General features: G+C 42.9%; 22 protein-coding genes and 1 pseudogene. 10 read left to right on the top strand and 13 right to left on the bottom strand.

Features of this window, described 5'->3' with window-relative positions; translation table 11 throughout:
• Positions 1–2: 2 nt before the first annotated feature.
• Complete coding sequence (locus tag APA_RS20370; RefSeq protein ID WP_201324059.1) at positions 3–791, bottom strand: pentapeptide repeat-containing protein; 789 nt, start codon at positions 789–791, stop codon at positions 3–5.
• A gap of 250 nt (positions 792–1,041) precedes the next feature.
• On the opposite strand from APA_RS20370, the pseudogene APA_RS20365 reads away from it, so the two are divergent.
• From APA_RS20365 to fabF, 4 genes and pseudogenes are all read left to right on the top strand, one after another.
• Positions 1,042–1,623, top strand: a pseudogene (locus APA_RS20365) (phycobiliprotein lyase).
• Positions 1,624–1,642: 19 nt separating this feature from the next.
• Positions 1,643–2,503 carry a glutaminase gene (locus tag APA_RS20360; RefSeq protein ID WP_201324058.1) on the top strand — a complete coding sequence of 287 codons (861 nt, stop codon included), beginning with the start codon at positions 1,643–1,645 and terminating at the stop codon, positions 2,501–2,503.
• A 193-nt stretch (positions 2,504–2,696) separates the two neighbouring features.
• The gene (acpP, locus tag APA_RS20355; RefSeq protein ID WP_103668621.1) at positions 2,697–2,933 is read left to right on the top strand and encodes an acyl carrier protein; all 237 of its coding nucleotides are present in this window, start codon (positions 2,697–2,699) and stop codon (positions 2,931–2,933) included.
• An 84-nt stretch (positions 2,934–3,017) separates the two neighbouring features.
• On the top strand, positions 3,018–4,271 hold the full coding sequence (gene fabF, locus APA_RS20350) for a beta-ketoacyl-ACP synthase II (protein ID WP_201324057.1): 1,254 nt from the start codon (positions 3,018–3,020) through the stop codon (positions 4,269–4,271).
• Positions 4,272–4,324: 53 nt separating this feature from the next.
• On the opposite strand, the gene APA_RS20345 is transcribed toward fabF, so the two are convergent.
• Positions 4,325–4,690 carry a Rieske 2Fe-2S domain-containing protein gene (locus APA_RS20345; protein WP_201324056.1) on the bottom strand — a complete coding sequence of 122 codons (366 nt, stop codon included), beginning with the start codon at positions 4,688–4,690 and terminating at the stop codon, positions 4,325–4,327.
• Between the two features lie 909 nt (positions 4,691–5,599).
• Here APA_RS20345 and APA_RS20340 point away from each other — a divergent pair.
• On the top strand, positions 5,600–6,133 hold the full coding sequence (locus tag APA_RS20340; RefSeq protein WP_201324055.1) for a hypothetical protein: 534 nt from the start codon (positions 5,600–5,602) through the stop codon (positions 6,131–6,133).
• 32 nt (positions 6,134–6,165) lie between these two features.
• On the opposite strand, the gene purD is transcribed toward APA_RS20340, so the two are convergent.
• The 4 genes from purD to APA_RS20320 all read right to left on the bottom strand — a co-directional run bounded on the left by purD (position 6,166) and on the right by APA_RS20320 (position 13,542).
• Positions 6,166–7,440: a phosphoribosylamine--glycine ligase gene (gene purD, locus APA_RS20335; RefSeq protein WP_201324054.1), complete on the bottom strand. Its 1,275-nt coding sequence runs from the start codon at positions 7,438–7,440 to the stop codon at positions 6,166–6,168.
• Positions 7,441–7,694: 254 nt separating this feature from the next.
• Entirely contained in the window at positions 7,695–8,312 is a 618-nt protein-coding gene (locus APA_RS20330) for a chromophore lyase CpcT/CpeT (RefSeq protein WP_201324053.1), read from the bottom strand.
• A gap of 114 nt (positions 8,313–8,426) precedes the next feature.
• A complete protein-coding gene (locus APA_RS20325; RefSeq protein ID WP_201324052.1) occupies positions 8,427–12,185 on the bottom strand; it encodes a PAS domain S-box protein in 3,759 nt (1,252 codons plus the stop codon).
• Between the two features lie 124 nt (positions 12,186–12,309).
• Positions 12,310–13,542, bottom strand: a complete 1,233-nt coding sequence (locus APA_RS20320) for a dicarboxylate/amino acid:cation symporter (protein WP_201324051.1) — start codon at positions 13,540–13,542, stop codon at positions 12,310–12,312.
• Positions 13,543–13,831: 289 nt separating this feature from the next.
• Between APA_RS20320 and APA_RS20315 the strand changes: the two genes are divergently transcribed.
• Both APA_RS20315 and APA_RS20310 read left to right on the top strand, forming a co-directional pair.
• Complete coding sequence (locus APA_RS20315; RefSeq protein ID WP_201324050.1) at positions 13,832–14,653, top strand: fumarylacetoacetate hydrolase family protein; 822 nt, start codon at positions 13,832–13,834, stop codon at positions 14,651–14,653.
• Positions 14,654–15,049: 396 nt separating this feature from the next.
• On the top strand, positions 15,050–15,856 hold the full coding sequence (locus APA_RS20310) for a COP23 domain-containing protein (RefSeq protein WP_201324049.1): 807 nt from the start codon (positions 15,050–15,052) through the stop codon (positions 15,854–15,856).
• A 42-nt stretch (positions 15,857–15,898) separates the two neighbouring features.
• On the opposite strand, the gene APA_RS20305 is transcribed toward APA_RS20310, so the two are convergent.
• Positions 15,899–17,101 (bottom strand): phosphoglycerate kinase, encoded by a 1,203-nt coding sequence (locus APA_RS20305; RefSeq protein WP_201324048.1) that lies wholly within the window; start codon positions 17,099–17,101, stop codon positions 15,899–15,901.
• A gap of 401 nt (positions 17,102–17,502) precedes the next feature.
• Between APA_RS20305 and APA_RS20300 the strand changes: the two genes are divergently transcribed.
• A complete protein-coding gene (locus APA_RS20300; RefSeq protein WP_201324047.1) occupies positions 17,503–19,779 on the top strand; it encodes a DUF1796 family putative cysteine peptidase in 2,277 nt (758 codons plus the stop codon).
• Between the two features lie 99 nt (positions 19,780–19,878).
• Here APA_RS20300 and APA_RS20295 read toward each other — a convergent pair whose 3' ends face one another.
• From APA_RS20295 to APA_RS20275, 5 genes are read right to left on the bottom strand one after another with little or no spacing between them, the layout of a single operon-like run.
• Positions 19,879–20,301, bottom strand: coding sequence for a nuclear transport factor 2 family protein (locus APA_RS20295; protein WP_201324046.1), 423 nt, complete (start codon positions 20,299–20,301; stop codon positions 19,879–19,881).
• Between the two features lie 23 nt (positions 20,302–20,324).
• Positions 20,325–20,855, bottom strand: coding sequence for a protein tyrosine phosphatase family protein (locus APA_RS20290; RefSeq protein ID WP_201324045.1), 531 nt, complete (start codon positions 20,853–20,855; stop codon positions 20,325–20,327).
• Positions 20,856–20,889: 34 nt separating this feature from the next.
• Positions 20,890–21,543 carry a cupin domain-containing protein gene (locus tag APA_RS20285; RefSeq protein WP_201324044.1) on the bottom strand — a complete coding sequence of 218 codons (654 nt, stop codon included), beginning with the start codon at positions 21,541–21,543 and terminating at the stop codon, positions 20,890–20,892.
• A complete protein-coding gene (locus tag APA_RS20280) occupies positions 21,540–22,139 on the bottom strand; it encodes a pyridoxamine 5'-phosphate oxidase family protein (RefSeq protein WP_201324043.1) in 600 nt (199 codons plus the stop codon). Before APA_RS20280 ends, APA_RS20285 begins: the two co-directional genes overlap by 4 nt.
• A gap of 4 nt (positions 22,140–22,143) precedes the next feature.
• Positions 22,144–22,746, bottom strand: a complete 603-nt coding sequence (locus tag APA_RS20275; protein ID WP_201324042.1) for a glutathione S-transferase family protein — start codon at positions 22,744–22,746, stop codon at positions 22,144–22,146.
• A gap of 161 nt (positions 22,747–22,907) precedes the next feature.
• Here APA_RS20275 and APA_RS20270 point away from each other — a divergent pair, with 161 nt between their 5' ends.
• The gene (locus tag APA_RS20270; protein WP_201324041.1) at positions 22,908–23,459 is read left to right on the top strand and encodes a TetR/AcrR family transcriptional regulator; all 552 of its coding nucleotides are present in this window, start codon (positions 22,908–22,910) and stop codon (positions 23,457–23,459) included.
• Positions 23,460–23,489: 30 nt separating this feature from the next.
• On the opposite strand, the gene APA_RS20265 is transcribed toward APA_RS20270, so the two are convergent.
• Positions 23,490–24,035, bottom strand: a complete 546-nt coding sequence (locus tag APA_RS20265) for a PadR family transcriptional regulator (RefSeq protein WP_201324040.1) — start codon at positions 24,033–24,035, stop codon at positions 23,490–23,492.
• 108 nt (positions 24,036–24,143) lie between these two features.
• On the opposite strand from APA_RS20265, the gene APA_RS20260 reads away from it, so the two are divergent.
• On the top strand, positions 24,144–24,974 hold the full coding sequence (locus APA_RS20260; RefSeq protein ID WP_201324039.1) for an SDR family oxidoreductase: 831 nt from the start codon (positions 24,144–24,146) through the stop codon (positions 24,972–24,974).

Genomic DNA, 24,974 nt, shown 5'->3' with positions numbered 1-24,974 from the left:
TTTTATTTGCTTAAGCTAGCTAATGTAGTCTTAAGTGTAAATTGATTGAGAGTTTCTAATTCTTGTTGAGGATGACTGAGAAGCCGCGATCGCATCTCATCTGTTAGTCCCTGAACATTGGTGAAATCTGCCCCCGCAATACTTTCAAACCTCTCAAAATCGGCATCAGTTAGATCGGCAGCACGAAGATCAACTCCCGCTAAATTTGCTCCATTCAATCGGGTTTTTTGCAAATAAGCACCTGTCAAAATAGCCTTTCGTAAATCAGCTTGAACCAATCGAGCCCCAGCTAAATTTGCCCCAGTCAGATCGGCGCCACCAAGATAAGCACCCATCAAATTTGCATTTTGCAAATCCGCATCTTTAAGATTACCTGTATTAAGTGGTGCACCATTTAAACTTGCGCTTGGCCCGATCGCACCTGAGGATTTATAAGCGAAGTTCTCAGGAAAAATAGTTTCGCTGTCATATCTTGCTCCTTGCAGCTTTACCTCGGTCAGATTTGCTTTACTGAGATCTGCGCCACTGAGATCCACACGATACAGATAAGCTCCCTGGAGATTGGTTCTTTTGAGTATGGCTTTACGAAGATCGGAGCTTCGGAGATCCGATCCACTAAGATTAGCTTCGCTTAAATTTGCCAAACATAGATTGGCGCGGATCAGAGTTGCTTCTTGCAGGTCGGCTTTTTGGAGGTCACAGCCACTGAGATTGATCTGATACAAATCTTTCTTATTTAAAGAAAGCCCTGATTTGATGGCTGCTAAAACTTCTTGAGCAAGTTTGGACATAGCTTTTGAGATTATTAAAATTTTTATTAAAACCCTGAAAAAGCGATCATAAAGTTAATAGGCTCTGACTTTGTAAGCTTCTTCACAGTTTTAAGCAAAAATCTGGATTTTGCGATCGCAATTTACGCTAACTTTCTTTAAAGTAAGCAATAACGAATAATTTTTACAAGGCGTTGCTTTGCAACGCCTTGTAAAAATTCTTGGATTTTATTTTTAAGGAGTTGCCCCAGTGCTTGTACCGCCGATGACGATGATGGACTTCTTCCAAAAAAGTGAAGGAGTTTGGCTTATTCACCGCACCGTACATCATTTTGATAGCGTCGCTGACGAATCTGGGGAGTCGAAGATCCATGTCAAGGTTGTCGCAAAAGAGGATGATCGAGTCCAAAAAATCAGTGCGTCGCAGGACGTTGATTTGGATCTCGTCTCTTGTGGAGCTAGCTTTATTTGGCAAGCTCATGAAGAGGGTGGTGCATAGCCAAACCCTGACCTCGCAGCAATTTTAGTAGATGTGCCAGATGATGCGACAGGGCGATCGGGCAAATTACTGCGAAATCAAGGCTATGTCGAAAGAATCCCTGTAGTTAGCCGCTATTGGTTTGGTGACGATGGCATTTTGACTATTGATACTGAATATGACAATAATCAGGGGCAAGAACGTTGTTGGTTTATTACTGATGATTTTCGAGTGCGGGCAAGTACGGTACGCATGAATAATGGTGTTTATTTGATGACCTATTGTTCTGAGCGACGCTGTGTAAGCGATGTAGATTTAGAAGCGATGATGCAACGTAATAAACAGTTGTCAAAAAAGCACTTTGCGCTATTTTGACAACTGTTTGTGAGATTTTATGATTAAAAATGATCTTCAACAATGGCTTAACGCAGCGCGTCAAGAAGTAGCTAAGGGCAACCTCCCAAACTATATTCCCTTGCTAGCTCAAGCCGATCCACAGGCGATCGCGATCGCCATCCAAAAAGTTAACGGCGATCATCTGATGGCAGGTGATACCGCCTTAACTTTTCCGCTAATGAGTGTAATCAAGCCATTCTTGCTGCTTTATTTACTAGAGACAAAAGGTGCTGAGCAGGTTTTTCAATTGGTCAATCGCCAAGCAACATCGGAACCATTTAACGCTATTCCCAAAGGCAAACCCAAAAATTCGATGATTAACAGCGGCGCGATCGCCCTGTCGTCACTCTTAGAATCTTGTGGAACATTACAAAATTGGCTCAATCAGCGATCGGGCACAAATTTGACGCTCGATCTGGAAATTTTAGCTTCAGTGAGATCGGTTGCTAATCGTCGTAATTTAGCGATCGCCGATCAACTTAAAAATCTAGGCCTAATTTCTAATCCTAGGAAAGCTCTTGCGGTTTATGAAGAAATTTGTTGTTTGCGAGGTAATGTGCAAGATCTCGCAAAAATTGGCACTTTATTGGTCTATACGCAGCGATCTTCTAATATTCCCATCGTATTAGAGATTATGACCAAATGCGGCATGTATGAATCATCGACAGAATTTGCTCAGAATATAGGAGTTCCCTCAAAGTCTAGTATTAGCGGAGCTTTACTCTCGATTATTCCTGATCAAGCTGCGATCGCTTGTTATAGTCCTGCGCTTGATGCGACTGGTAATTCAGTCTCTGGACTATTTTTAATCCGAAAAATTAAAAATTATGTTTTAGGATTAGGGCGCGAAGGGTCGTAAACCCAAGATCTGTACCGCCCGCGTAGCGGGCGGTACAGATCTTGGGTTTACGTTTAGTGAAAGTCAGCCGAAATATTTGATTAAAAATTGAATTTTTCGATAGTTATTTGCGATCGTGTATATACAGCTACCTTTATCCGATAAAATTAAAAACGCTAAAAAGTTTTATTGGTTGTAAGCAGAGAATAAGTAAATGAGTACCTTTGAGCAAGTTCAAGACATCGTTGCATCCCAATTAGGCGTTGATAAAGCCGAAGTTAAGCCTGAGGCTAGCTTTGCGAACGACCTTGGCGCTGACTCTCTCGATACCGTCGAATTAGTTATGGCATTGGAAGAAAAATTCGGCGTTGAAATCCCCGACGAAGACGCAGAAAAAATTGCCACAGTGCAGAACGCCGTTGATTACATTGACAGTAAACAAGCTGCTTAAGCAATTGTTTTAGATAAAAGCTTTGTTGCTCAGCAACAAAGCTTTTCTGTTCTTAAAATTTTTGACATACTGATTCCAAACGAAATGCAAAACCCTCAGCCCCTCTCTCGCGTCGTTGTCACTGGACTAGGTGCAATCACACCGATCGGTAACACGGTCGAAGAATACTGGCAAGGTCTAGTCGATGGCAAAAACGGAATTACAGAAATTACTCGCTTCGATACAACCGACCATGAATGTCGAGTTGGCGGCGAAGTAAAAGATTTTGATCCTCTTGCCTATGTCCCAGCCAAAGAAGCGCGCCGTATGGATCGCTTCGCTCAATTTGGTGTGAGCGCCAGTATCCAAGCATTACGCGATGCTAATCTGGAAATAACGCCGCTTAATGCACCTCAGATAGGGGTTTTGCTAGGTACTGGAATTGGTGGCTTGCAAGTACTCGAAGATCAGCATGAAATTATTCGCACCAAAGGACCAAGTCGTTGCAGTCCATTTATGATTCCGATGATGATCGGCAATATGGCAGCTGGCTTGACCGCAATTCATACGGGCGCACAGGGTCCCAACTCCTGCACAGTTACTGCTTGTGCGGCTGGCTCTAATGCGATCGGCGATGCATTTCGTTTAGTCCAAAGTGGTTTTGCTCAAGCGATGATCTGTGGTGGGACTGAGGCGGCGATTACACCGCTCGGATTTGCAGGATTTGCCTCAGCAAGAGCCATGTCTCGTCGTAATGATGATCCTGCCCATGCTTCTCGCCCATTTGATAAAGATCGTGACGGCTTTGTGATGGGTGAGGGTGCAGGTATCTTGATCATTGAAAATCTTGAACATGCTCTAGCGCGTGGAGCAAAAATCTATGCTGAAATCGTAGGCTATGGCTGCACCTGTGATGCTTACCATATGACCTCGCCTTCTCCTAATGGTGAAGGAGCAGTGAGAGCGATGACTCTTGCCCTTAAGGATGGCGATATTACCCCTGAGATGGTGGATTATATCAACGCTCATGGTACAAGTACTTCAGCAAATGATAGTACTGAGACTAAGGCTATCAAAAAAGTTTTAGGCGATCATGCGTACAAGGTTGCAGTTAGTTCTACTAAGTCGATGACAGGTCATTTACTTGGCGGATCGGGTGGCATTGAGGCTGTGGCGACAGTTTTAGCTGTAAAAAATAATATTGCGCCGCCAACGATGAACTTAGAAAATCCTGATCCTGACTGTGATCTTGACTATGTGCCTAACAAGTCCCGTCCGATGACAATTAATGTGGCGACCTCTAACTCCTTTGGGTTTGGCGGTCATAACGTTACGTTAGTCTTCAAAAAATACCAATAGCCCGATCACCAAAAAAGCTGCCGCGCGAAGCGCGGCAGCTTTTTAGTTTTTTGTTATGCGTCGATAAATAGATCGGAGCCTTCTTGGGTGACTGCAAAGCTTTTCACGTCAGTAGAAGTTTTGCCCATGGCAATCATTTTTTTGGCAACATCTGGTAAAGGAATACCAACAAAGGATTCTACCCATTCAACATTCTTGCCAGTACAAATTTCAAACTTGGAACCATGAAAGGGACAAGTAATTGTGCCATTTTCAAATTTGCCTTTGGCTAGAGGCAGTCCAAAGTGAGGACATTTATTTGCGATCGCGCAATATTTATCACCAACTTTAGCAACGATTACAGACTGTCCATTGGCTTTGGTTTTCAGAACTTTATTAGAAATGACATCGGTAGTGGAAGCAATTTTGACTTTAGTCATTGGTTTTGTGGAGTGATGGTTAAGACACAAAAAACTATATCACAAGCATTGTTTGTCCTTGAATCATGATGAATTGTGACAAAATCAACCACCAAAAGTAAGTGGTGGTGCAAAACGCTAACACTTACTTTTGGTGGATTGGCAGTTACTCAGCTAGATCATGAAATTATTGTCAGCTAGAGATTAAACCCCAAAAGAGTAATAGCGGCGCTTCGCGCCGCCATTACTCTTTTGGGGTTTGATTTGTCGGCACTAACTCAAGCATTGCTACAGTACTAATTATTGAGTCAGTGCCGACAATAGAAGTTTTACTTTTGTCAGAAAATGCTAGAAAAAAAGATCAGACTTTTTCTGTTCCAAGAACTTGTTTGTTAATGCCTTGATTGATGTCATCAAATATCATAATTTTTATCGTTAAAAACAAGTTAGAATTAGATTAAAAAAAATATAACAATCCCCGAAAACCTTGCTAATAAATGTTTTTGAGGTTTACATCTATACAATTACCTTAGATAACTAGTTTAAATAAACTGTGCTAACTTAGCTGTGTCAACAGCAACAACATACAAAATATTTTATTTTCTACGTTGTTATCTGTATTGATTTTTGGATTAATCTCTAAAACTTTTCGGCGAGTCTATCGGACGGGTGTTGAGCAATTGTGAATTGAGCAAGAAATTCTAATCATTGAATTGGGAAATCGGTCGGGAAAGGTATTGGCGAATGTGTTGAATACAAACTATTGGTTTGTTTGCCTAATTAGATGGAGATTTAATTAGAAAGTTCCCACTTCACATCAAGATTTAGAATCAAAAATTAGAATAAATGTATTGTTAAAAACATTTTGACTCGCTAGTTTTTTAGAGAGCTTATCTAAACACAAATAATTAGTGAACTGTGAGGAAAAAGATGACTATTGAAGACGCACTCAATATCGTGGATTCTGTTTTGGGAAATAAGAGCCTCAGTACAATTCAAGAGGCTATTTTTCGTCAGACTTGGGAGGGTAAAACCTATTCAGAGATTGCTGAAAAAGCTGGCTATGATGCTGCTTATATTCGCGATGTTGGCTATAAATTATGGCAATTACTATCAGAAGCTTTTGGCGATCGCGTAACTAAAAATAATTTGCAAGTAGTTTTGCGCCGCTATTGCAACCGATCTGTTAATGCTAATTCCAATAATATCGGGAATTATCCATCGACGATTAATTCTCAGATTATTTCAGCCATTCCATCACCTGTAAATTTGCCTGTTGCTACGGAGTCATTTAGCCAAGAAATTAGTAATGGGGCTTCTAAACTTTTGCAGTTGTTAGCGAGGGTTTTGACTGAACCTATTGGCGATCGCCCAATTAATCACCATTGGCAGCAAATTCACGACTCAAATACTGACTCTTCGTTGAAATTAACGATTACAGTCAATCTCAGCATGGCTGACTAAAACAAAAGCCCGCGCATAGCGCGGGCTTTTGTTTAAGTGACGGCTTTGCTCGCAATATCCTTGCGGTAATACATGCCATCGTAAGCAACAAACTCAATGGCGCTGTATACATTAGCGATCGCATTCCGAATGTCATCGCCCAAAGCCGTAACCCCAAGCACTCGCCCACCATTAGTTACTAAGGCATTGTTTTTGAGTTTCGTTCCTGACTGAAATACAAATGCGCCCAAATCTTCGGCTTTACCGATACCTGTAATAAACTGCCCAGTATCTACCTTGTCTGGATAGCCACCTGCTGCCATGACGACACATACTGACGAATGCTTTTTCCATTTAAGCGGTGGAAAATTAGCTAGGTTACCCTCGATGCAAGCCATGAGCAAATCATCCAGATTGGTGTCGAGCAATGGCAACACAGCTTGGGTTTCAGGATCGCCCAATCGGCAGTTAAACTCCACAACCTTGGGTTCACCTTCGGGCGTAATCATTAACCCCGCATAAAGACAACCACGATAGTCAATGCCTCTAGCTTTCAAAGCCGCGATCGCAGGCTCTAAAACTTGGGTCTGCACTTTTGCCATCAACTCAGGCGTTGCGATCGGGGCGGGGGCATAGGCTCCCATGCCACCTGTATTGGGACCAGTATCACCATCGCCGAGCCGCTTATGATCTTGAGCAGGGCTTAAGGGGCGGATGGTTTTACCATCGGTGACTGCGAGTACGGAGACTTCTTGTCCAGTCATAAACTCTTCGATTATTACGGTTTCGCCTGCGGAGCCGAACTGTCCTGCAAAAATGCGATCGATTGCTTCGGTGGCTTCTTCCAGAGTCATGGCTACAGTGACTCCTTTGCCGCTAGCTAGCCCATCTGCTTTAATCACGATCGGTGTACCCTGTTCTTGCACATAGGCTTGTGCGGCTTCGAGACTTGTGAAAGCGGCACTGGCAGCAGTGGGAATATTGGCTTCTTGCATAAGAGCCTTTGCCCAAGACTTGCTAGCTTCGATCTGTGCACCCTCTTGGGTTGGACCAAAGATTAACGCTTCAGCAGCTTGAAAATAATCAACAATGCCAAGTGCTAACGGCAGTTCGGGACCAACAATTGTAAAACCAACACCTTGTACTTGAGCAAACCGTAAAATCCCTTCAAAATCATCAATGCTGAGGGAAACGTTCTGACAGTTTTGCATGGTTGCTGTGCCGCCGTTTCCTGGGATGCAAAAGACGCGATCGATATTGGGAGATTGCAGAAGTTTCCAAGCTAGGGCGTGTTCTCTACCGCCACTGCCAACTACGAGGACTTTCAAATTACACCTTTAATACTCACACTAGTTTGGCTTTCTCAACTACAGTGCTTTGCGCTCTAGTTAAGCCAAATAATTCTTAGAAATCCTTACTAAGTGAGGTTTTTAAAGAATTATTTGGACTTTACTCATTTACAAAGCGTAATGAGAAAACTCCAAATGATCAGATTCTCAAGAAATTATGTCCTGCTAAAGCAAGATCATAAGTCCGAATAATATTAATCATTCAGGCATCAATTATACCTGAGGAGTAGCTCTTAAGGAGTAGCTCCTATGGTAATTTCGTTGCTAAAGCTTGTCTTTTTCACAAATTGGAAGGCTCCTGCGATCGAACCCCATACCCTCTCATCGGTTACGAGGTCATAGCCACGATCAAGGCTGCTATAGGTGTTTTCCGTAACTTCAAACTCAATCGCGAGATAGGTATCGACACCTTTACGATTGATGCAACATTTTTTTCCTGACTCGACCGCACCTTTAAATGTTAGGGGATCAGTGCGATCTACCCATTGAGTACAACCTTGTAGCTGTTCGATCGCATCGATATCCAGTACTTTAAGCCGATCTCGATCGCGGCTAGCACCAAAGAAAGTTTCCGCATTTTTGAGACGATAGTTGATCATTTCAATGCGATCGTTTTGAAATATCAGGTGTAAAACTGCGGTGCGATAGGGATGATTTAGCTCATAGTCGTAGGCTTGCTCTAAAAATAGCCATACACCATCGTCGGTAATGGGATTGGGTAAAGCACGAATGCCAACGCGAATATGGGCAAAAAATGGCGGATTATCGATCGCTTGTTCCCAATTACTATGATCGCCTGCTAGCCATTGAGCAAGGGTATAAACATCGTTAGGGTTTGTAAGTATAGTCATGAGTTGGTCAATATTTACTTTCATATATCGTTAATTACTCCTCCCTTCACACCGCAAGAATGGGCGTTATAAAGTGAATAATTAGTGGTGTGCGGCGAAGCCGCGCACCACTAATTATTCACTGGGAAGGGAACAGGTTGCTGAAATTACACGCATAATTTCAGCAATATTAATCGGTTTACTGACGTAATCATTCATACCTACGTCGAAACAAGCTTGGCGAACTTCGGTCATCACATCGGCAGTCATGGCAACAATGGGTACTTGGCTCATTAATTCAGTGCGAATAATCTTTGTGGTTGTTATGCCATCCATTTTTGGCATTTGTAAATCCATCAGGATTAGGTCGTAGGTATTATTTTGCAAAGCCTGCAAGGCTTCTAATCCATCGTTAGCAATATCATTGATCTGATAACCAAGTTTTTTGAGTATCGAGTTAGCAACCATTTGATTAACTTTATTGTCTTCCACTAAGAGGATTTTTAAAGGGAATTTTTCGGCAAATTGTCTGTCGATCGCAGATTTTTTATTGGTTGCTCCCAAAGGTTGATAGATCGTTTGACTAGTTAAGACCACGATCTCAAAGTAAAATGTTGAACCTTGGGTATCGCGCAAGGGCTTCCAGTCTGCGGGAGGATTGCCACCAACTTGCCCAAAGCTCTCTACCCAGATTGTGCCATTCATTAGCTCGACTAGTCGTTTACTGATCGCCAGTCCTAATCCAGTGCCACCATATTTTCGACTAATGGAGGCATCAGCTTGGGTAAAGGGTTGGAACAGTCTGTCAATGCGATCGCCTTTGATGCCAAAACCTGTATCAGCGATCGCAAATTTTAGTTGATATTTCTTTCTCACCCTTAATTCTTCTTCCAGAAAAACATTGGCATCAAAGTCTTTCTCCTCCACTTCCTCATCTAGAGGCTTTCCACTAACTGAAATGGAAACTTGACCACTTTGGGTAAATTTAATAGCATTACCGACTAGATTTAGTAAGATCTGGCGCAAACGGGCGTAGTCTCCAATTACTATAGGGATCTCAGGCGAGATCGCATATTGGAGATCGATTTGTTTTGCGATCGCTTGACTATTTAGTAGTTGAGAGACTCCACTGACAACATCTTCTAACTTGAAATCCCATTTTTCTATTTCTAATATGCCTGATTCGATTTTAGAGAGGTCAAGAATATCGTTGATAATTGTTAAAAGAGATTCGCTACTATCCTTAATTGTTTTCACGAAATCGGCTTGTTCTTCATTAAGGTTTGTAGTTTCTAGAAGTTGCGTCATTCCCATCACACCATTCATCGGCGTGCGAATTTCATGACTCATATTTGCCAAAAATGCACTTTTCGCTCTAGTGGCTTCTTCTGCTATTGTTTTCGCTCTGGCTAGGATGATTTCTGTCTGCTTACGCACGGTGATATCCACTACCCGCGCCAGACTAAACCGTTGTTCTCCAAAAGTAATTCTCTTTAGAGAAAGATCTCCCCAAAATTCACGCCCTTTGCGAGTGATATATTCTACCTCTAAGCTACAAAAGCCATTTTGGTTAACTTCTTGGTCAATTTGAGCGAGTTCTTGCCTAGAAAACTGTCGCTTGTGGAGAGTGCGCCCTTCAATGTTAAGTAGATCATTTTTATCGTCAACTTCAAATAGTTTTATAGCTTGCTGATTGCAGTCTACTATGAGTGAAGTCTCACTATCGACTAAGAACAGTGCATCAGTAGACTCATTAAAGATTAATTCTCTTAAATCGCGACTGTGGGTTAGCTCTGTTTCTAATCGTTTGCGATCGCTAATATCTACAATGATAGAGATCACTTGATTGGTACTTCCTTCAATCAGAGCGCCACTAACCAAGACTGTGACCCGATTTCCATCTTTGCGAATATAATCTTTCTCAAAGGGTTGTACCCATCCGTAGGCAAGCAAATGGGCTACAGCCGCCGCATCGACCTCGCTGTAGCCAGATGGAGTGATTGTATCCCATCGTAGATTACCAGTTTGTAGATCCACACGGTCGTAACCGATCATTTGGAGGAATGTATCATTTGCCTCGCTGATCTCGCCTGTTGGAGTTGTCATGATAATACCAACCATGCTGGAATTATTGATCCGCTGAAACCGAGATTCACTTTGTCGTAGAGCAATTTCAGCTTGTTTGCGATCGCTAACATCTGTAATCGTGCCAATCAGTTTAATCACTCTCCCTTCTTCATCGCAGACCGCCTCGCCTCGGCTAATGATGTAGCAAATTGAACCGTCAGGACGGATAATGCCATGTTCTATTGTGTAAGGTGTACCATGTGAGATCGCTGCTTCTACAACTTTACGAAAATTTGCTTGGTCATTCGGTGGCAGGATATCGAAAAAGTTTGTATAACTCGGTAATGGTACATTTGGATCAAATCCCAAGATACGAAACTGTTCGGCTGACCAAGTGCTTTTCCCAGTTGCCACATCAAACTCCCAGCTTCCCACATGGGAGATGCGTTGTGCTTCTGTTAATGCAGAAGTTTTTTCGGCAACCTGTTTTTCTAAATCTCTTTCATGATTTAAGCGCATTTGATCTGCATCATGAAGATCGATCATCATTTGATGCAAAGCTTCTTTCAAAATTTGCACGTCAATAATGTGCGTATCTGGAATTGTTTGTTCCAGACGATTTTCAGAGAAAGATTTGGTAGCTTGAGTGAGATGAGATAGCGATCGCGAAATGCGTCGAGATATCCAAATGCCAATACCAATGGAACCTGCTAGAGATAATCCACATAATAGAACCGTGCGATAAACATTCTTCTGAATTTCCGACATAAAGTCAGATTCAGAGATCGCCGTCACAATAAGCCAATCTAAGCCGTATTCATCTTGATAGGGAGTAATCTGCACAAATTGGCGGTATCCCGCAATAGTCAAACTTAATTGTCTCGATTTCTTGAGGCTACTAAAATCACCAAATTGCAGACGGAGCTGTTTAGATACTTCCCGCGTCAGGTTATCTTGACTTTCTGAAGAGAGGATTCGAGAAAATTTTTTGTCGGTTTGTCTCAGCCCCGAAGCTTCCGTTGCCAGTGATGTCGCTACCAGATCTCCAGATCTCTCAATGATAAATACTTGTCCAGTAGGAGTGAACTTTAACTGCATGAGAAATAGACTGATATCAGACAGAAAATAGTTGGTAGAGAAAAAGCCATATAGTTTTCCAGTGACATCAGAGACAGGTGCAACTGCGACCGTCTGTAATAATGGAAGAACTCGTGCTAAAGATACTGGTGTCCATGCTTGTTTACCAATATCTTTAGCTTGCCTGTACCAACTAACAGTGCGAAAGTCATCATCGAATTGTAAAAATAGTTGAAGAGGTTTGCCTTGGGAGTCGATCGAATAGTATCGGCGCTGATTGGGAATTATTTTGTGAAAAAAAATAGAGCCAAGGGGAATATTTTTACCAGTAGCTTTTTCAGCAAGATTCCGCAATTCTTCAGAGCTAATTCGCACATAGCCAATACCATTCCCATCCTCGCTTGAAAAAATATTGGTGGGCAGTGATGGGTTTAATAGCATCTGCTGCCAAAGTTGTTGTCTTAATTTTTCTTGGTCATCAACATTGAGTGTCCCCTGCTTTACCGCCAAATCATTAGTGGCGACAACCTGCTGTGAAATTTGTAAATAACTATTGAGACGATCGCTGACTCGTTCAGAAGTTTGCCTCAATAGTTGGCTAGCCAAATTCTCGATCGATTGCTGACCACTCTGGTAAGACAGATAGCCAACTAGTCCTACCGTACCCACAATTAGTGCCACAAATGGGACAATTAGCACCGAGCTAAGTGGAATATTTGTGAATGGCGATCGCTTTCGAGAAATGCTCATTGAGACGGTTTTAAAATAATCATTATACAGAAATATAGTTGTCCAATCGAACTTTGTATTCGCAGTCTTGTTATTCGCAGTGCGGATTCTAAAACATAAAATTTTCCGTAGCAGAATTTTGTCTTCATCCAGCAGGTATTTGCTCTACTTCAGGTATTTGTTCAGCTTCCCAATGGCTGAGAATAATCGCATTCACACTATTACCAATAATATTAACGACAGTTTTAAATCCATCGGTTAAGCGATCAATGCCTGCGACTAAGGCGATCGCTTCTAATGGCAAACCTGAGGCTGATAGCACAGTTGCCATCGTGATCAACGCTGAGCCAGGCACGCCAGGAGTGCTAAATGAAACCAGCAAACTACTAACGGCGATCGCAGTTAGTAGAGAAGGAGTTAAGGGAACTTGATAAATTTGAGCGACAAATAGAGCGTTAAATCCTTGTAAAATCGCAGCGCCATCACGTTTGAGCGCAGTACCTAGAGGAATTGCGAAACTGGCAATTTCTTCTCGCAAACCATAGTTTTCTTGAATATTTTGTAATACTACAGGCAAAGCTGCATTGGAACTAGCTGTACCAAATGCCAAGGCGATCGCTTCTGAAAGACTACGCAAGAATCTCACAGGATCGGCTTTGAGCATAAATAGAGCTAGCATATCCAAGCAAATCATGATCGAAGAAGCCATTACTAAACCCAAAACATAGAGAAATAATTTTGCTACTAGTTCTAATCCTTGGGTGGCGATTGTAGAACTCATTAGGGCAAATACGCCCAAAGGCGCAACATACAAAATTATAGATAAAGTTTTTTCGCTAATGTGATAGATGCTTTCTATCAATTCCACAAAGGGTTTTGCTTTCTCTTTAGCAAGTTGTACTCCTATTCCCAATAAAACTGCTGAAAAAATGATTTGTAATAGATTTCCAGTGCTAAGAGCTTCTAATGGGTTTACAGGAATCAGGCTAACTAGCCAAGATATTAAAGATGGCGCTTCAGTAATGCTAATGTTTTCTGAGATTGAGAAGCCTGATACTCCACTACCAGGTTGTAAGAAATAGGCAGTACCCATACCCACACAAAGAGCGATTGAACTAGTAATCAGGTAACTGGTCATTAGCTTAACTGTATATCTGCCGACTTGTCCAGCCCCTTGAATTCGGGTCAACCCCATGATTAACGAAGAAAAAACAATAGGAACGACTACAAACTGAATCAGCCTTAAAAAAGATTCACCAACTGGAGCTAAAAAACTTTGATTGATTAGTTCAATATTCTCAGGAAAAGTTGTATTTAATAAAGTTCCAAATGCAACGCCAAGGGCAAGCGAAATGAGAATAAAAGTAGATAGATTCATATTCCAAATTGCTAATGTAAAAACCGCCATAAAAAACTTATAGCCATATAGATCAAACTAACTTAGCTAGATAAAAAAGAAAGTCCAAAATGAACCGCCTTTCCTTCCTGTGTTTATGATGATGATTAAGTAGCTAGGTCCAATTAAATATAAAAACCCAAAATCTGTACCGCCCGCGCAGCGGGCGGTACAGATTTTGATTCTGGGTTTTTAATTATGCCGAGGTACTTACTATATAATCAAGTCTGCTAGGTTGCCTCTCTTAATATTTAGATACAAACAAGATGCTATGGCGGATCGCTATGTTCGCGTGAAAACTTCCCAAGGGGAAGTCTGTTACGGGCTGTTAGAGTTGAATCAATCTATAAAGCTACTCAGTACAGCGCCTTGGCTGGGAGGAGAGCCAAATGGTGAAGTACTTGCGCCAGACACCTATCAACTTTTAGCTCCCTGTGAGCCGAGCAAGATTGTGGCTGTGGGTAAAAACTATTCTGCACATGCTGCCGAAATGGGTGGAGAAGTACCAAAAGAGCCAATTATATTTTTAAAGCCAACTACTACGATTATTGCTCCTGAAGCAAAAATAGCCTTGCCGCCACAGTCTAAACGTGTGGAATATGAAGGTGAGTTAGCTTTGGTGATTGGTTCTAATTGTTTTAATGCCACACCCCAACAAGCGATCGCTGCTATTTGGGGCTATACGATCGCTAACGATGTGACCGCGAGAGATTTACAAAGAAGTGATAGTCAATGGACTAGAGGTAAGGGCTTTGACACTTTTTGTCCTTTGGGACCTTGGATTGTCCGCGAAATTAGTCCTACCGCGATGCTGCAAACCTTTGTAAATGATACTAAAAAGCCTTTTCAGTCAGCCTCAATTGAGGAGATGGTGTTTTCCCCAGACTATATCGTTTCCTACATTAGCCAAATCATGACTTTACTGCCTGGAGATATTATTCTCACGGGTACGCCTGAGGGTGTGGGACAAATGCAAGAAGGCGATCGCATTTATATCGAAATCGAGGGTATTGGTAAATTGCATAACACTGTAATCTTGCGATCGCCTTTACCGACTGAGGACGAACCTGAAGAAAGCGAAATTAACGAATAGTTACAGCGCTTTGCGCTCAAACCCAAACCAATAAACTTTTTGAAAGTGTTGCTTTGCAACACTTTCAAAAAGTTTATTGGTTTGCTTGATCAAAAATTGCGGCGCTGCAAGAAGTGTTGCCTTTAAAATTTTTATTGGGAACATATGATGTGAAACTGAGGTCATAAATCTGTAGGAAGATCTATTAAGTATCCCAGCAGAATTAAATATAAAAACCCAAAACCTGTACCGCCCTCGCTGCGGGCGGTGCAGGTTTTGGCTCTGGTTTTTTAATTATGCTGAGCTACTTGTTTAAAATTAGGCTCAATGTCATAGGCGTAACCACGCAAGAGTCACAAAATATATCTGGGGGGACGCTTTGATTTGTTTACTCATCCTCACACACCCACTAATCCTATGAATTACTCAACCCGAAATTTACCAAAATTTTTAAAAAAGCAGCTTGGCTACTTATCGGCGATCGCACTAACATTGCCCTTAGTTGCGATGCCTAGTTTCGCTCAGATTATCCCTGTAGAGACAACCCCTAGCTCAAATCCTGCAACTCTTCCGTCCGAAAACCCCAACGACAAAGCTGCTAATCCTACTGACAACAAAACGGCTCGTTTTAGCTGCCAGTCCCGTGATGGTCAATATATTGTCGTTTATCAACCCAAGAGCCAACCTCAAAAATATTTTCCTTGGGCTGCCCCCAGTGCGATGGGCGATGGTTGGTCACCTGAAAAACGTTGCAATGAAATTAGCCGTCGGTTGGAGTCATACCGTCCCGATGGTTTAGTGGAAATGCGAACCAGCACTGAAAATGGATATAACGTGATCTGTGCTACTACCGATAAAAATTCTGCTTGTCGGATTGTCTTGACTGTCCCCAATGGACAAGATCCGATCGCCACTCGCGATCGCGTATTTGGTAATCTCGCTACTGCCGATAGTGGTCAAACCACTACGGCGGTTAATACTTACAGAGGACGCGATCGCACTTTAAATGACATTACTGGCGATCTTGGCTTAGGTATCGATCTCAAAGGGATTAACGGTGTACTTGGTTCGGTATTATCTCCAAGCCGTCCTGTATCCAATGTTCGTAGTGGCAACTTGTACTTGAAGCCATTCCTCGATCCTAGTGACGGTGGTACTGGCGCTAGCTTAAACAATAGTGCCTTTACTGGCGGCAGAAGGCTAAACCCTGATAATTTCCGTTAAAAAAGAGGGGGCGCTTAGCGCCCCCTCTTTTTTTAACGGAAATTAAGCTTCGTTTAAAGCAGCAATGCCAGGTAAGATTTTGCCTTCAAGCAATTCTAAACTTGCACCACCACCAGTTGAGATGTGGCTCATCTTGTCAGCAACACCAACTTTCTCAACCGCAGCAACAGAGTCGCCGCCGCCGATGATCGTAATTGTGCCAGTGGCTGTGAGATCGGCAAGAGTATGCGCGATCGCTTCAGTACCAACTGCAAACTTATCAAACTCAAAAACACCCATGGGGCCATTCCAGATTGCAGATTTGCATTCGGCAAGTGCAGCTTGGAATACCTTGATGGAGTCAGGACCAATATCCAAGCCCATCCAACCATCAGGAATATTATCAATGCTAACGGTTTGAGCATTAGCATCAGGCTTGAAGTTATCAGCAACAACAACATCAGTTGGTAGTAAGAACTTTACGCCATGTTCTGCGGCTTTCTTTTCAAGAGCGCGAGCCAAGTCTAGCTTATCTTCTTCAACGAGAGACTTCCCAACACTCAAGCCACGAGCCTTGTAGAAGGTGAAAATCATGCCGCCGCCGAGCAGTAAATAATCGACCTTATCGAGCAAGGTTTCGATTACGCCGATCTTGCTAGAAACCTTAGAACCACCAACTATCGCAGCCAGAGGACGCTTAGGATTGTCGATCGCACCGCTTAGGTATTGCAATTCTTTATCAAGCAAGAAACCAGCAACCGAAGTGCTGATAAACTTGGTTACGCCTTCAGTTGAAGCATGGGCGCGGTGAGCCGTACCAAAAGCATCATTTACATAAATGTCAGCCAAGGATGCTAATTTTTTGGCAAATTCAGGATCGTTCTTTTCTTCTTCAGGATAAAAACGCACGTTTTCCAACAAAGCGACATCACCGTTGTTGAGAGCATTAACTTGAGCAGCAACGACATCGCCGATGCAATCATCAGTTTTGACAACAGGCTTACCAAGTAATTCAGACAAACGCACTGCTACTGGATTAAGGCGAAGGCTTTCGGTGACACCCTTGGGTCTACCAAAGTGACTAGTGAGGATTACACGAGCGCCAGCTTCGGTGAGGTACTTAATGGTCGGTAATGCTGCACGAATACGGGTATCGTCGGTGATTTTGCCAGTTTCGTCTTGAGGAACGTTAAAATCAACTCTTACTAAAACTTTTTTACCTGCTAATTCCGCAGCAGTCAAACTTGCAAGACTCTTCTTTGCCATAAATTTTTATACTCGTAGTATATAAAGTTGCTTTTTTACAATGTCTTAATAATTTTACCGAATTCCGTCCAGTTTAAACCCAAAAAAATAAGAGCCGATACTACGCTTCTCATCATTTATAGGGTTATCTAAGTAGTTAATAACGATATTTTTCGATTACTAGCTGTAGTTTCTAAAACAGACTTCAAGTCCGAATTAATGCTAGTTTCAAAAATAGTTCAAGTTTAAGGCGATCGCCAATAGTGCTAACGATTGTTACAGCGATTTTCGATCAAACGAACCACAATAAATTTTTAAAAGTATTGCATCGCAATACTTTTAAAAATTTATTGGTTCGAGTTTGATCGAAAATCGTTGTAGTTGGCAGAACTAATCAGTCCCTATCCACAAAAGAAATATCTATGTATCGATTTCAGGTTAAAGCACCCACTCAAGATGGGGAAATGATTGGTATCGTCGGCTCGATTTCTCAATTTGGATCGTGGGACATCAAAAAATATTTGCCTTTGCGTACATCAGGCGATCGCTACCCAATCTGGTGGCTAGATCTGGAAATCGATCCTTTAACTTTGCCTGATGCTGAGGATAAAATCGAATATAAGTATGTGCGAATTGATGTTAACGGTAAAGCTCAATGGGAATGTGAAAAAGATACTAATAGATGGGTTCCCATTGAACTAGAACATATTGGTTCCAAAACTTCGACAATCATTGTTGATGATATTGCATTTGGTTATGTCCACTCATTCTCCTATGGATATTTAGAAAATGCGATCAACTTAGAGCCAGAGTCAAAACCAGAAACATATTCGCAAAATGGACTCAAAGTATTAGTCATCGGCAGTTCTGTGGCTATGGGTTGTAGTGCTTGGTTGCTGAAAGGCTGGGCAAGTCAACTAGGAAAAACCCTAAAGGAAAAATTTGGTCATCAATTGGTAAACAGATCCCAATTAGGTGCAAATGTCAGTAGCACAATTGAGCGATTCGCTTCAGTTGTCGTACCTGAGAAACCAGATCTGGTAATTATTTCGCTATCTTTAGGGAACGAAGGTTTAGCCTACTGTCGTCCCCACGATCGCCGTGCAGTCCAACGTCGTTATGAAAGCGGGCTACAGCAACTAATTAAAATGACCCAAGATTTGGGTGCAATTCCTGTCATAGGTGGTCTATACCCCCATGGAGACTACAACCCAGAACATAACTGGCTTTTACGTGATACCCACCATCGGATGTTACGTTGGGGCGTTCACATTCTCGACTGGCTAGATGCGTTGGATGATGGTTATGGGAACTGGAAATCTGACATATCTCTGGATGTAGCACATCCAAATACAGCAGGTCATCAACTGATGTTTGAGGCAATCAACCTCGATATTTTTCAGATTGATCGTGAGCGCCGATCGCAAGCGAAAGAATTGAGATCGACTAACAGCAGCAGTACCGAAATTTCTATCTATGGCGACAAATATGGCTTTCAAGTATTTGCCAACCCCGAAGCGCAGACTTTACGAATCATTAACACTTCCGAATATGCTTACAATATCACTCCCACTTGGAAGGAATTGCAAGAAGCCCTAAAACGTAAAGCTGGCTTAACATTTGGCACTTCGTATATTGCGAAAAATGATGAGTTAGGCACAGTTCCATTGCTTTCAGTTGGGTTTAATGGATCAATTGAGAACACAGTTGAAATTCCGATTGGGGTCGATCTGCAATATTGCTCAGCCCTCAAGTTTTTTGCTCCCCAAAATGCAGAAATCCTTTACTATGATGGTCATCTAGGGATTCTTAAGGAAAGCGATCGCACGATTCGGATCATCAATGAATCTGAGGAAGAATATAACATCCATCCGATGTGGAAAGAAATTCGGGCGGCGCTAGCAGCCATGCCTGCAGGAGTTTATCACGATCCAGCCCATCCAGATGCTCCATTTCGGACGATGATGATTGGTGAGAAGGGCTTAGAGAGCCGTGTCAAAGCTCCAGTAAAATCGACAATGCTGCTCAAATATAAATGCAAATTGTCAGAGGTTAACCGTATTGCGATTTTGCCATTAGGCGATCGCTGTGCTGCGAGAATGCTCCTATATAAAATGGAATATGATGGGCCAGCATTCCCCTTTGATCTAGCACGTTCCACTAATCTCGGTGACGTGGCTGATATGGTGGTCAATGATTTTAAAGATCTATGGAATCCTGAATACCTCCATTACAATGCTACTGAGAACCGCGTCTATCACTCTAAATGGTCGGGTCTATCCTTTGGGCATGAAGTCGAAGATACTGACGATCCTACAAATAATATGCAGCCAATTCATGAAAGAATGCGTGTTCGCTATTCAGCGAGAGCAAAGAGGTTTTTATACACGCTCGAACATTGTGATGAAGTATTATTTGTGCGTACTGGCGTAACTAATCGCGACTACGTGCTAGACCTGATCGAGAAGCTAACGATTAAATGTAAGAGCAAGCCATTCCGAGTGCTGCTTATTTCCAAACAAACATCTGATGAGTTTGCAGATATCCCAAATCTACTACATTACGATCTCCACTTCAGCCCTGACTGGATGTATGACAGCCAAGACTATTGGATGGAATGTACTAAAACCATGAAGGAGATTCTCGAATCTCTTGGCATATCTAGTCAAAATCTATTTTGGTGTCCACCTAATCCTTAAACAAAAAAAGCCGCGCTCAGCGCGGCATTACAGAAAAAACGTAGGGAACAATTCATGAATTGTTCCCTACGGTTTTTCTGTAATGACAACTGTTTGTGTTTAACGTTCCCAGCGAAACTTGCGATCGCTTTCTTGAATAGCTAGATCGTTAATGCTAGCAAAGCGCCGCATCATTAAGCCATTTTCAGCGAATTCCCAGTTTTCATTACCATAGGCGCGATACCAATTACCTGCTTCGTCATGATATTCATACTCAAATCGCACGGCAATCCGATTGTCCATAAAGCACCAGAGTTCTTTTCTCAAGCGATAGTCTAGTTCTTTCGCCCATTTGCGTTTGAGAAATTCCCTAATCTCATCGCGTCCATTCACAAATTCATGGCGATTGCGCCATTCAGAATCTTCAGTATAGGCAAGAGCCACGCGATCTGGATCGCGAGTATTCCATGCATTTTCCGCAGCTTGGATTTTAGCTTTGGCAGTTTCTAGGGTAAATGGAGGCAGGGGTGGTTTAGTTTCCATGATTTTTAGGATTTAGGTAATAGTTAATTAGAAGCGATCGCTGTTTCGATAAATTGTTGCCAAGTAGCATTGGGTTCCCAGACTGTTTTCATAGCCGAATATGCTTCTGATGCAGGAACTCCTAACTTCAAGTAACGATAGAGATAGATAAAGGCAGATACGCGCATATTCATTGCACAATGGACAAAAATCAAACGACTTCTGTGTTTTTCCATCACATCGCAAAATTGGGTAAAGTCTGCCATAGTGGGATTATCCCAAACCACGGGAATGTTAATATAATCCATTCCCAAATTAGTTGCGATCGCTTGTTCCTCTGGCAAAGCATTAGATGCAGTTGGCGGAGCTAAATTGAGAATAGTCTTATATCCTGCCTGACTAATTAATTCCAGTTCTGCGACAGTTGGTTGACCACTTGTGGCTAGCTTGTCCGAGATATATCGATAGTTCAGGATATCTTCAATACCTTTTTTGGGGCTAAGACGCGATCGGACTATCTGCCATGTCGAGCGACCATATAGAACAATGTTAGAAAAAATACTTTGCGTCTTCATATTTTTAAAAGCAACGATAAAAACAGAAAATAGACTAGCTCAGATGCCCAACTTTGACATAAATCAGACAGCCTAATTTGCTAAAAGGTTTATGGTGACTGCCACTAGGATTCCGCAACCAAGTACCCTTGGGATAAGCACCAAACTCATCCTCAAAGACTCCATCAACGACAAATATTTCCTCTCCGCCTAAATGTCGATGAGGCTGGAACTGCGTACCAGCATCCCATTTCACTAAGGCGACATTCTCAGTTCCATAGCTATGCAGGGGCATTACTTGTAAGCCCTTGACTAAGCCATTAGCCCAAGGCATTTGCTTCGTGGCGATCGCTACTCGTTGTTGGTCATCAGGATGCATTTGCCAGAGCTTGACTAAAATCGTGCAACCCTCTTCGCTAAAAGGCGTATGCGTTGACCCAACAGGATTACGAATATAGGTTCCCGCAGGATAGTCGCCATGCTCATCGGAGAAAATGCCTTCTAAGACCAAAAACTCTTCGCCACCGCCGTGGGTATGCGCTGAGAAATAACTGTTTGGAGCATAGCGCACGACTGATGTTGCTCTAGCCACTTCTTCGCCATCTCGTTCGAGCATTCGGCGCTGGACACCAATCATGGGGGAATCCACCCAATCAAGAGCTTCACTTTCGACGACAACGCGCTGACTCAAATCTGCATGGAGTTTCATAATTTTGAGTTTTTAGCCTCGGCTAGAAGTTGGTCTAACTCACTAATTCTAGCTTGCATTGCATCTACTTCAGCTTGCGAATAGCGCACAGGAATATGTTGCGGACAGTTCCAATCACAACCTTCGATTTCAAAAACGATCGCCCGTTCTACGGTGGCTGCATAGTCAGGATCTTGGACTTGAGTTAGGATCGCAGGATCGTTTTCCACAATTCTTGCACGACCGAGGATTTTCAAACGGCGGCGATTCCGATAATCCATTAAAAACAGAAATGCTTTATCGTTTTCCGAAAGGTTGCCCACAGAGATATACTGCACATTGCCGCGATAATCAGCAAAGCCTAAAGTCTTCTCATCCAGAACCTTTAAAAATCCTGCCTTACCGCCACGAAACTGAATATAAGGATAGCCATTGGAAGTAACCGTACCCAGATAGAATCCTTCCATACTCGCAATAAACTGAGCGATGTCGGGAGTGACGGTATTATTGTCAGCACCTTTCGCGACAAAGCGTTCATAGTTCTCACGGGAGCCCATCTTTTCTTGCATTGCTTTCACGGCGGGAGTGAAGGCGATCGTGCCAAATTGTCTGGGCATAGAATTAACCTCCTAACATTGGAACATAACCTGAAAGCTTCTGAAATTGCTCCATCCAATTCAAAACATGAGAGTAAGCATCAAGTTCGATCTTGCCATCCTTAGCTAGTGAAATATAGGGATAGATGGCGACATCGGCAATGGTAGGGCGATCGCACTCTAGCCAATTTCTGACACTCAAATGCTGATCAAGCTGCTTCAGAATGAAATGAGACTTTTCAGTGGCGCGATCGATATTGATCTTAGTTCCTGCACCAAATAAATAGAAAAGTCTTGCATTCTCTGGCCCTTGACGAACTTCACCCGCAGCAGTTGACAACCAACGAACTACTTGCGCCATTGGTAATGCATCCATAGGTAGCCATTGTTCGCCGCCATACTTTCTTGCTAAATAAACCAAAATCGCCTGAGCATCAGCAAGTTGAGTTTCGCCATCGACCAGCAAAGGTACTTGTCCAAAAGGATTCATTGCCAAATACTCGGGCGATTTATGTTCGCCCTTCATCAAATCGACTCTCACCCATTCGTAATCAAGATTGAGCAATGAAAGCATCAAACGTGCCTTGTAGCTGTTGCCAGAGATTTCGTGACCATGGAGCTTAATCATTGATTTGTTTTTTTGTGAGGATCAAAGTTAAATTTACTGTACCGTTCGCTCGGTATATTGATACTGTACTGTGCGTTCGGTATAGTGTCAATAGTAAATATTGCTAAATCCAAAAGATGAGTGGTAGCGCTTCTCACCACCACTCCAAATATAAGAAATCTATGTCCAAACAAACCCATGTGCCAACTTTGCTCAAACTGTTTCGCCAGTTTGGTTATGAGGGTGTAACCCTTTCCAAAATTTCGCAAGAGACTGGCTTGGGGAAAGCTAGTCTCTATCATCATTTTCCAAAGGGCAAGGCAGAAATGGCGGAGACAGCTCTAACTCATGTCAACAATTGGCTAGAGGCGAGCATTTTGGAAATCCTCAATCGCCCAGAGCCACCGATCGCTAAATTTCAGTCCATGTGCGAGGAGGTGAGCAATTTTTTTAATGAGGGACAAAATTCTTGCCTCTGGGCAGTTTTGGTGATGGAGCAGGCGAGTGATGACTTGTTTCACGCCCAGATTAGCGGAGCTTTTTCGCATTGGATTGAGGCGATCGCAAAGGTTCTCGTCACCGCAGGATTGGATGAGAAATTGGCAAAGGAGCGCGGCGAAGATGCGATGATCGTGATTCAGGGAGCATTAATTTTGTGCCACGGGTTGCAAGATTTTGCGGCTTTTCAGCGAGTTCTCAAGCAGTTACCACAGCAACTCTGTCGAGATATTTAAAAGAGAGTTGCGGCAATGCGATCGCCATACTCATTTCACAGCCCGCGCGATCGCTTCAAGTGATTCATCACACCATGCAACCCAGTCTTCTTGATAGCGAATTGCGCGACGAATGATTAGGTGCATATAGAGATCTTTCAACTCAAGTGCTTCCAAATTCTGAGCTAAATATTCATCCAGCTTTTTGACATGTTGCGCCATTTCGGCATGAAGTTTGCGCCTACGTTCGATTTCTCTAATCACCACCTGACTGGACACAAGATGTCCAGCCAATCCCATTACGCCTAGATCCTCACGGATAGCAGTGGGTTCTGTTGGTTGGGTTAACCAATCAGTGAGTTCTTGTTGTCCCTGTGTTGTAATGGAATAGATTTTTTTGTCTAAGCGTCCAGACTGGGGAATTGCCTCATAGGTGACGCTTCCTTGTTGCTCCAACTTGGGAAGTTCGGCATATACCTGTTGCTGACTCGCTTTCCAAAAGCAACCACCAAAACCTTCTGCAAATTCTTTAGCCACCTCGTAGCCACTAAGTGGCTGACGGGATAAAAAAGCAAGGATCGTGTGCTTGAGCGCCATAGGGGTAAGTCTTTAAAATTTCAGGACTAAAAGCTTGACAGATTTCGTGATGTTAGTTTACCTTGATTCTTGTACTCAAAAAATTGAATACAAAAGCTGGAGCTTAATATGGGTCATGGCAATTTCAGTCGGCGATTGCGTCTAGGCAAGAATTTGCGATCGCGGCTACAGACTCGATATGGCTCTTGGGCTGTAGTCACGGGTGCTTCTTCTGGCATTGGTTATGAGATCGCACTACGGTTAGCAGAAGCGGGGTTGAATCTCATTTTGGTGGCTCGGAGCCAAGCAGTGATGGAGCGGATGGCAGAGGATTTGCGCGATCGCCATAAGATTGAAGTGCGCGTGGTGAGACTGGACTTGGCGATAGAGACGGGAGTAGAATCCCTCTCAGCCGCAACTCACGATCTGGATGTCGGATTACTAGTGACGGCGGCGGGTTTTGGCACATCGGGATCGTTTCTCAATTCCAATCTGGAACAAGAAATGGAGATGCTGAACGTGAACTGTCGATCGCTCTTGGGGTTGTGTTGGTACTTTGGACAGCGGTTTGCCAAGCAAAGGCGGGGAGGAATGGTGCTAATGAGTTCGATTGTCGGCTTTCAGGGGATGCCATTTGCCGCTCATTATGCAGCAACCAAAGCATATGTTCACGCATTGGCTGAAGCTCTATATATCGAACTTGCACCATTGGGTGTTGATGTGATTGCGTCAGCTCCGGGACCAACCAACAGCGGTTTCGCCGATCGCGCAGGGATGAAAATGGGGCAGGCTCTCAGCCCAGTTGAAGTAGCTCAAGCAACTTTGGCAGCCTTGGGTCGCAAGTCTATGGTGCTGCCAGGATTTTTATCGAAACTCCTAACCTATTCCCTTGTGCCTTTACCTCGGTGGGCGCGAGTAAGGATTATGGGTGGTGTGATGAAAAGTATGACTAAGCAATAA

The sequence above is a fragment of the Pseudanabaena sp. lw0831 genome (genome assembly GCF_016584665.1).
In the GTDB taxonomy this organism is placed as follows: domain Bacteria; phylum Cyanobacteriota; class Cyanobacteriia; order Pseudanabaenales; family Pseudanabaenaceae; genus Pseudanabaena.
This window is presented reverse-complemented; position numbering and strand designations above follow the sequence as displayed.

What these genes read in the sequence shown, in the direction of transcription:
- APA_RS20370 (WP_201324059.1), bottom strand. Translation starts at nt 791, where the DNA reads ATGTCCAAACTTGCTCAAGAAGTTTTAGCAGCCATCAAATCAGGGCTT.
- APA_RS20360 (WP_201324058.1), top strand. Translation starts at nt 1,643, where the DNA reads ATGATTAAAAATGATCTTCAACAATGGCTTAACGCAGCGCGTCAAGAA.
- acpP (WP_103668621.1), top strand. Translation starts at nt 2,697, where the DNA reads ATGAGTACCTTTGAGCAAGTTCAAGACATCGTTGCATCCCAATTAGGC.
- fabF (WP_201324057.1), top strand. Translation starts at nt 3,018, where the DNA reads ATGCAAAACCCTCAGCCCCTCTCTCGCGTCGTTGTCACTGGACTAGGT.
- APA_RS20345 (WP_201324056.1), bottom strand. Translation starts at nt 4,690, where the DNA reads ATGACTAAAGTCAAAATTGCTTCCACTACCGATGTCATTTCTAATAAA.
- APA_RS20340 (WP_201324055.1), top strand. Translation starts at nt 5,600, where the DNA reads ATGACTATTGAAGACGCACTCAATATCGTGGATTCTGTTTTGGGAAAT.
- APA_RS20330 (WP_201324053.1), bottom strand. Translation starts at nt 8,312, where the DNA reads ATGACTATACTTACAAACCCTAACGATGTTTATACCCTTGCTCAATGG.
- APA_RS20325 (WP_201324052.1), bottom strand. Translation starts at nt 12,185, where the DNA reads ATGAGCATTTCTCGAAAGCGATCGCCATTCACAAATATTCCACTTAGC.
- APA_RS20320 (WP_201324051.1), bottom strand. Translation starts at nt 13,542, where the DNA reads ATGAATCTATCTACTTTTATTCTCATTTCGCTTGCCCTTGGCGTTGCA.
- APA_RS20315 (WP_201324050.1), top strand. Translation starts at nt 13,832, where the DNA reads ATGGCGGATCGCTATGTTCGCGTGAAAACTTCCCAAGGGGAAGTCTGT.
- APA_RS20310 (WP_201324049.1), top strand. Translation starts at nt 15,050, where the DNA reads ATGAATTACTCAACCCGAAATTTACCAAAATTTTTAAAAAAGCAGCTT.
- APA_RS20305 (WP_201324048.1), bottom strand. Translation starts at nt 17,101, where the DNA reads ATGGCAAAGAAGAGTCTTGCAAGTTTGACTGCTGCGGAATTAGCAGGT.
- APA_RS20300 (WP_201324047.1), top strand. Translation starts at nt 17,503, where the DNA reads ATGTATCGATTTCAGGTTAAAGCACCCACTCAAGATGGGGAAATGATT.
- APA_RS20295 (WP_201324046.1), bottom strand. Translation starts at nt 20,301, where the DNA reads ATGGAAACTAAACCACCCCTGCCTCCATTTACCCTAGAAACTGCCAAA.
- APA_RS20290 (WP_201324045.1), bottom strand. Translation starts at nt 20,855, where the DNA reads ATGAAGACGCAAAGTATTTTTTCTAACATTGTTCTATATGGTCGCTCG.
- APA_RS20285 (WP_201324044.1), bottom strand. Translation starts at nt 21,543, where the DNA reads ATGAAACTCCATGCAGATTTGAGTCAGCGCGTTGTCGTCGAAAGTGAA.
- APA_RS20280 (WP_201324043.1), bottom strand. Translation starts at nt 22,139, where the DNA reads ATGCCCAGACAATTTGGCACGATCGCCTTCACTCCCGCCGTGAAAGCA.
- APA_RS20275 (WP_201324042.1), bottom strand. Translation starts at nt 22,746, where the DNA reads ATGATTAAGCTCCATGGTCACGAAATCTCTGGCAACAGCTACAAGGCA.
- APA_RS20270 (WP_201324041.1), top strand. Translation starts at nt 22,908, where the DNA reads ATGTCCAAACAAACCCATGTGCCAACTTTGCTCAAACTGTTTCGCCAG.
- APA_RS20265 (WP_201324040.1), bottom strand. Translation starts at nt 24,035, where the DNA reads ATGGCGCTCAAGCACACGATCCTTGCTTTTTTATCCCGTCAGCCACTT.
- APA_RS20260 (WP_201324039.1), top strand. Translation starts at nt 24,144, where the DNA reads ATGGGTCATGGCAATTTCAGTCGGCGATTGCGTCTAGGCAAGAATTTG.